Annotated in this window: 6 protein-coding genes; 3 read left to right on the forward strand and 3 right to left on the reverse strand. The window is 72.5% G+C overall.

Features of this window, described 5'->3' with window-relative positions:
* Together GWI24_RS40455 and GWI24_RS40460 are read right to left on the reverse strand one after the other, a co-directional pair.
* On the reverse strand, window positions 1-997 hold a 997-nt coding region (locus GWI24_RS40455; protein WP_210951013.1), incomplete at its 3' end, for a universal stress protein.
* Window positions 998-1,076: 79 nt separating this feature from the next.
* Window positions 1,077-1,502, reverse strand: coding sequence for an ATP-binding protein (locus GWI24_RS40460; RefSeq protein WP_210951014.1), 426 nt, complete (start codon window positions 1,500-1,502; stop codon window positions 1,077-1,079).
* 255 nt (window positions 1,503-1,757) lie between these two features.
* Between GWI24_RS40460 and GWI24_RS40465 the strand changes: the two genes are divergently transcribed.
* Together GWI24_RS40465 and GWI24_RS40470 are read left to right on the forward strand one after the other, a co-directional pair.
* Window positions 1,758-2,207 (forward strand): Crp/Fnr family transcriptional regulator, encoded by a 450-nt coding sequence (locus tag GWI24_RS40465; RefSeq protein WP_020873493.1) that lies wholly within the window; start codon window positions 1,758-1,760, stop codon window positions 2,205-2,207.
* Window positions 2,208-2,330: 123 nt separating this feature from the next.
* Window positions 2,331-3,023, forward strand: a complete 693-nt coding sequence (locus GWI24_RS40470) for a response regulator transcription factor (protein ID WP_308344254.1) — start codon at window positions 2,331-2,333, stop codon at window positions 3,021-3,023.
* A gap of 404 nt (window positions 3,024-3,427) precedes the next feature.
* Here GWI24_RS40470 and GWI24_RS40475 read toward each other — a convergent pair whose 3' ends face one another.
* The gene (locus GWI24_RS40475) at window positions 3,428-3,925 is read right to left on the reverse strand and encodes a DUF6643 family protein (protein WP_210951011.1); all 498 of its coding nucleotides are present in this window, start codon (window positions 3,923-3,925) and stop codon (window positions 3,428-3,430) included.
* Window positions 3,926-4,156: 231 nt separating this feature from the next.
* On the opposite strand from GWI24_RS40475, the gene GWI24_RS40480 reads away from it, so the two are divergent.
* Window positions 4,157-4,775: TerD family protein (locus GWI24_RS40480; RefSeq protein WP_210951012.1), on the forward strand; the 619-nt coding region annotated here is incomplete at its 3' end.

Here is a 4,775-nt window from a genome sequence, read left to right on the forward strand (position 1 = left end):
CGTGATGCAGCACGGCGTGGTTGACAAGCCCCAGTTGCATACCGAAGTGCCCCTGCCGCCGCCGGGCCCCCACCACCAGCAGGTCCGCGTGCGCGGAGGCGTCCAGCAGTGCCTTGCGCGCCGAGCCCTCGACCGGGCGGTGGGCCACCGGCACCGGCGGCAGCCCGGCCGCAGTGGCGCCGCCCAGCGTCTCGTCCAGGAGCTCGGCGGCGCGCCACTCGTGGGCCTCACGCGCGCTTTGCGTCTCACGGACCCCTTGCATCCCGCGTGCCCCGTGCGTCGTACCTGCCCCTTGCGCCTCACGCGCCTCCTGCTCCTCGTGCGCGCCGTGCTCCCCACGCCCGCCGTGGTTCCCGGGCCTCCCGTGGTTCCCGGGCCTCCCGTGGTCCTCGGGGCCCGCGCAGCGCCAGGCGTGCACCGCCTCCAGCTCCCCGCCGCGCAGCCGCGCCTCGCGGAGGGCGAACGCGACGGCGGCGGAGGGCGGCGCGGGCTCCTGCTCGCCCGGGCGCTCGCGCTCGGCGATCCCCACCACCACCCGGTTCATCCCGCCGCGCACGTTCTCCGGGCGGCCGCGCACCACGACCACCGGGCACTGGGCGCGGGCCGCGATGCCCAGCCCGACCGAGCCGAGCAGCAGCGAGGCGAACTCGCCGCGGCCGCGCGAGCCCACCACCAGCGCCTCGGCGCTCTTCCCGGCGCGCAGCAGGGCGGTGACCGCGTCGTCCGCCGCCAGATCGGTCATCACCTTCAGGGCGGGCACCCGCCGCCCGGCCCGCTCGGCCGCGGTGGCCAGCACCGCCTCACTGTGGAGCCGCTCGGCGGGGCGGTCGGCGGCCGTTCCGGGGATGTAGCCCTCGTACCGCTCCCACAGCGAGGCGTGGACGACGCGCAGCGGCAGCCCGCGGCGCCCCGCCATCTCGGCCGCCCAGTCCAGTGCGTCCGAGGCGGCGTCCGAACCGTCGACCCCGACGACCACGGGAAGCTCCACCGTGCCCACCGCCTCTCCTGCCGGCACCTGGGAATGTCCCTTCCCATTGTCCCGCCGAAGCGGTCGCCAAGGGAGTCCGGCGGCTCACTCAGCGCAGCCGCATGGCCAGCGTCACCACGGCGCCCACCGCCCCCGCGCTGATCACCAGCCGGTCGGTGACCAGCTGGGTCAGCCACAGTCCGCGGCCGCTCGTCGCGCCGTCCAGCCCCGGCAGGATCCGCGGGATGACGTCCTCGGAGAAGCCGGGGCCGGAGTCGCTGATCCGGCACTCCAGCTCGTCGCCGATCCGCCGCAGCAGCAGGGAACCGGTGCCGCCCGCGTGCTCGATGGCGTTGTTGGCGATCTCGTCCACGGCCAGCACGAAGTCCCCGCGGCGGGTCTCGCTGAGCCCGGCCCAGGCCGCGCACTCCTCGACCTGCACCCGCAGCCGGGGCAGCTCATCGACGGTGAAATGACGGTGGAGCAGGTGTTCTCCGGCTCGGTCGGCGGACCGACGACGAGGGTCGGCTAGCACCAGTGCCTCCCGTTTGGTGACGAGTACGAGCGACAACACAGGGTCGGTGAAGCAGCCGAGGGTACGGGGAGCAGCGTCTCATCGGTCACCACGACCACGAATGACGTGTCATATCGGAAACGTGACCGAAAATGGGTAAGAGTGAAGCGATACCCGATCGACGGTGTATCGCTTTGGATCGGCTGCCTCTCGTCGTCTCGTCCGCTCAGAGACCGCCGAGGGGCGAGGGGGGAGAGGAGACGGCAGAGTGAGGTCATGATGGGACTGCTCAGTGCGCTGAAGACCGAACACCGTGAGCGGCTGATGGCGCTCGCCCACGATGTGTCCTTCCCCTCGGGCGGCCGCATCTTCGAGGAAGGCCGTAAGGCCGACCGTTTCTGGATCATCCGCACCGGCGCGGTCACTCTCGATCTGCATGTCCCGGGGCGGCGGGCCGCAGTGATCGAGACCCTCGGCCCCGGAGAGCTCATCGGCTGGTCCTGGCTCTTCCCGCCGGACACCTGGCACCTGGGCGCGGAGGCGCTCAGCCCGGTGCGTGCGCATGAGTTCAACGCCGAGGCGGTGCGCCGGCTGTGCGACGAGGACCCGGAGCTCGGCTACGCCCTCGCGCTGGCCTGCGCCCAGGTGATCGGGCGCCGGCTGCAGAGCGCCCGCACCCGGCTGCTGGATCTGTACGGGCCCTACGCGGGCGGAATCTCGCCATGACCGGGCCGGAAGGCGTAGCCGGCGGCCCGGGGGCCGAATGGCCCCTTACGCTTCCCTGCGCCAGAACGTAAAGCTGGGCAGCCGGATCGCGACCGGCGACCCGCGCGCCATGGAGGAGAGGCCGTGCCCCAGACAGCCGACCCCGACGGCCCCATCGGGGTCTTTCTGCTCGACGACCACGAGGTGGTGCGGCGCGGACTGCGTGATCTGCTCGACGCCGAATCCGATCTGAAGGTGGTCGGCGAGGCGGCCAACGCCCGCGAGGCCATCGCCCGCGCCCCCGCCGTACGGCCACACGTCGCGGTGCTCGACGTACGGCTCGGCTCCTCGGGCGAGGGCGGGGACCACGAAGGGATCGAGGTCTGCCGGGAGTTGCGGGCCCGGCTCCCCGATCTCGCCTGTCTGATGCTGACGTCCTTCGACGACGACGAGGCGCTGTTCGACGCCATCATGGCCGGGGCCGCGGGCTATGTGCTCAAGCAGATCAACGGGTCCGACCTGGTGTCGGCGGTGCGCACCGTGGCCGAAGGCCGCTCCATGCTCGACCCCGGCGCCACCTCCCGGGTGATGGCCCGGCTGCGCGGCCCCGCGCCCAGCGGGCCCGTGGAGCTGGAGAGGCTGTCCCCGCGGGAGCGGGAGATCCTCCAGCTCATCGGCGACGGACTGACCAACCGGCAGATCGCCGAGCGGCTGTTCCTGGCCGAGAAGACCGTCAAGAACCGCATCTCCTCGATCCTGTCCAAGCTGGGCGTGGGGCGGCGCATCCAGGCCGCGGTGATCGCCGAGCGGATCAAGGAGCGCGAAGCGGGTCAGTGAGCCCGCGAGCGATGCCCGGTACGGGTGTCCGGTCCGGATGACGCCCTTACGGTGGCCGCCGCGGTGGGCGGTGGCCGTCACGGTGGAGGCGTGCGTTTCGCGTGGAGCGCGAGACCGGTCCCCTACCGGCCCCGCGCCCCACGCCGAACGGGGCGGGACCGGTCGACATGCTCATCACCGCAGTGGAGTGAGAGCCCGGCCCACCCCCGGTGGTGGAGATGGCTCGCGGAACTGCTCGGTCCAGCATCGCGGTGCGCCCCGCCGCCGGGGAGGGGCCGAACGGCCCTCATAAAACGGGCGCGGACGGCCCTCACAACGAATCAGGGGCCGGACGGGGATACCCCGTCCGGCCCGGACCTTCCCGCGACCGGGCACAGCCCGGTCGCATCACCTCCCGACGTGTGTCAGTAGCCGCCTCCCGGCTGCGGTGCCCGGCCGCCCGGGTACTGCTGACGCCCGTAAGGGTCGTCGTACGGAGAGGGCGCGGGTGCCGCCGGGCGAGGCGCGACCGGACGCGTCATGGCCGGGCGCATCGCCTCGTACCCCATCGGCGAGGCCGGCGCGGGGCGCTGCGTCTGCGGCTGCTGGGCGCCCGGGTAGCCCCGCGGTCCCGTCGGCTGCGGCGGGATGTAGGGCGAGTGCGCCTGCTGCAGGCCGGCGGGCTGCGGCGCGTGCTGCTGGTACCCCTGGTGCATGGGCTGCGGGGAGGGGGCGGCCGGCAGCGCGGGGAGCGCCGAGGGCAGCGCCGGAAGATGACTTCCGGTGTCATAGGCCGACGGCACCCTGATGGGTGCGATCTGCGGTGTCCCCCGCTCGGCGACAAGACTGTCGTAGATGGGGGTGTCCGGGAAGGACGGCGAGGAGTAGTAGCCGCCACCGTAAGTGCTGCGGGGGGAGGTCATAGACCATAAGTTAAGCCCACCATGTGCTGATTGGGGAGTCCGGTAGGAGGGTTGTTTTCAGTGTTCGGAGTGGTCGTGGATCCCCAATCCGAGCGAACCCGGGAAAATCGGTCGTCAGGGTACGTTGAGATCGTGTAAAGAGCGCGTTTTCAGCGGGTAGCCACCCGTCGTCCGCGCTGTGCGACGGCCGAGCGGCCCGATCCGAGCGAACAGAAAGGCAGGGGGACGGAAATGGCGATGCGCAAGGGTGGTAACACGCCAGTACCGGCTGACGCGGTGCGGATCGAGCTCGGCTGGCGGGCCGGACCGGGGGCGCCGGACGTGGACGCCTCGGCGTTGCTGCTGGTGTCCGGAAAGGTCAGGTCCGACGGGGACTTCGTGTTCTACAACCAGGCGGCGCACTCCTCCGGCGCGGTGCGCCACGAGGGGAAGCGGACCGCGGGTGACACCGTGACCGACACCCTTTCGGTGGACCTCGCCCGGGTCGAGCCCGCCGTCGACACCGTGGTCCTCGCGGCCTCGGCCGATGGCGGAACGTTCGGCCAGGTCCCCGGTCTGCACATCCGGGTGCTGAACGCGGCGGGTGGCGCGGAGATCGCCCGCTTCGACAGCGAGGACGCCACCGTCGAGACCGCCTTCGTCCTCGGCGAGCTGTACCGCAGGCAGGGCGCCTGGAAGTTCCGCGCGGTGGGCCAGGGGTACCAGAGCGGTCTTGCGGGGCTCGCCACGGACTTCGGCATCTCGGTCGACGAGCCGCAGCAGACGCCGGCTCAGCCCGCCGCCCCGGCTCCGGCCCCCGTCGCCCCGCCGAACGCCGGGCAGAACCCGTACGCGGCGCAGAACCCGTACC

The sequence above is a fragment of the Streptomyces sp. MK37H genome, assembly GCF_018035285.1.
Taxonomy (GTDB): Bacteria; Actinomycetota; Actinomycetes; order Streptomycetales; family Streptomycetaceae; genus Streptomyces; species Streptomyces endocoffeicus.

Excerpts from the sequence above, each read along its gene's own strand:
- GWI24_RS40475 (WP_210951011.1), bottom strand. The coding sequence starts at position 3,925 with ATGACCTCCCCCCGCAGCACTTACGGTGGCGGCTACTACTCCTCGCCG.
- GWI24_RS40465 (WP_020873493.1), top strand. The coding sequence starts at position 1,758 with ATGATGGGACTGCTCAGTGCGCTGAAGACCGAACACCGTGAGCGGCTG.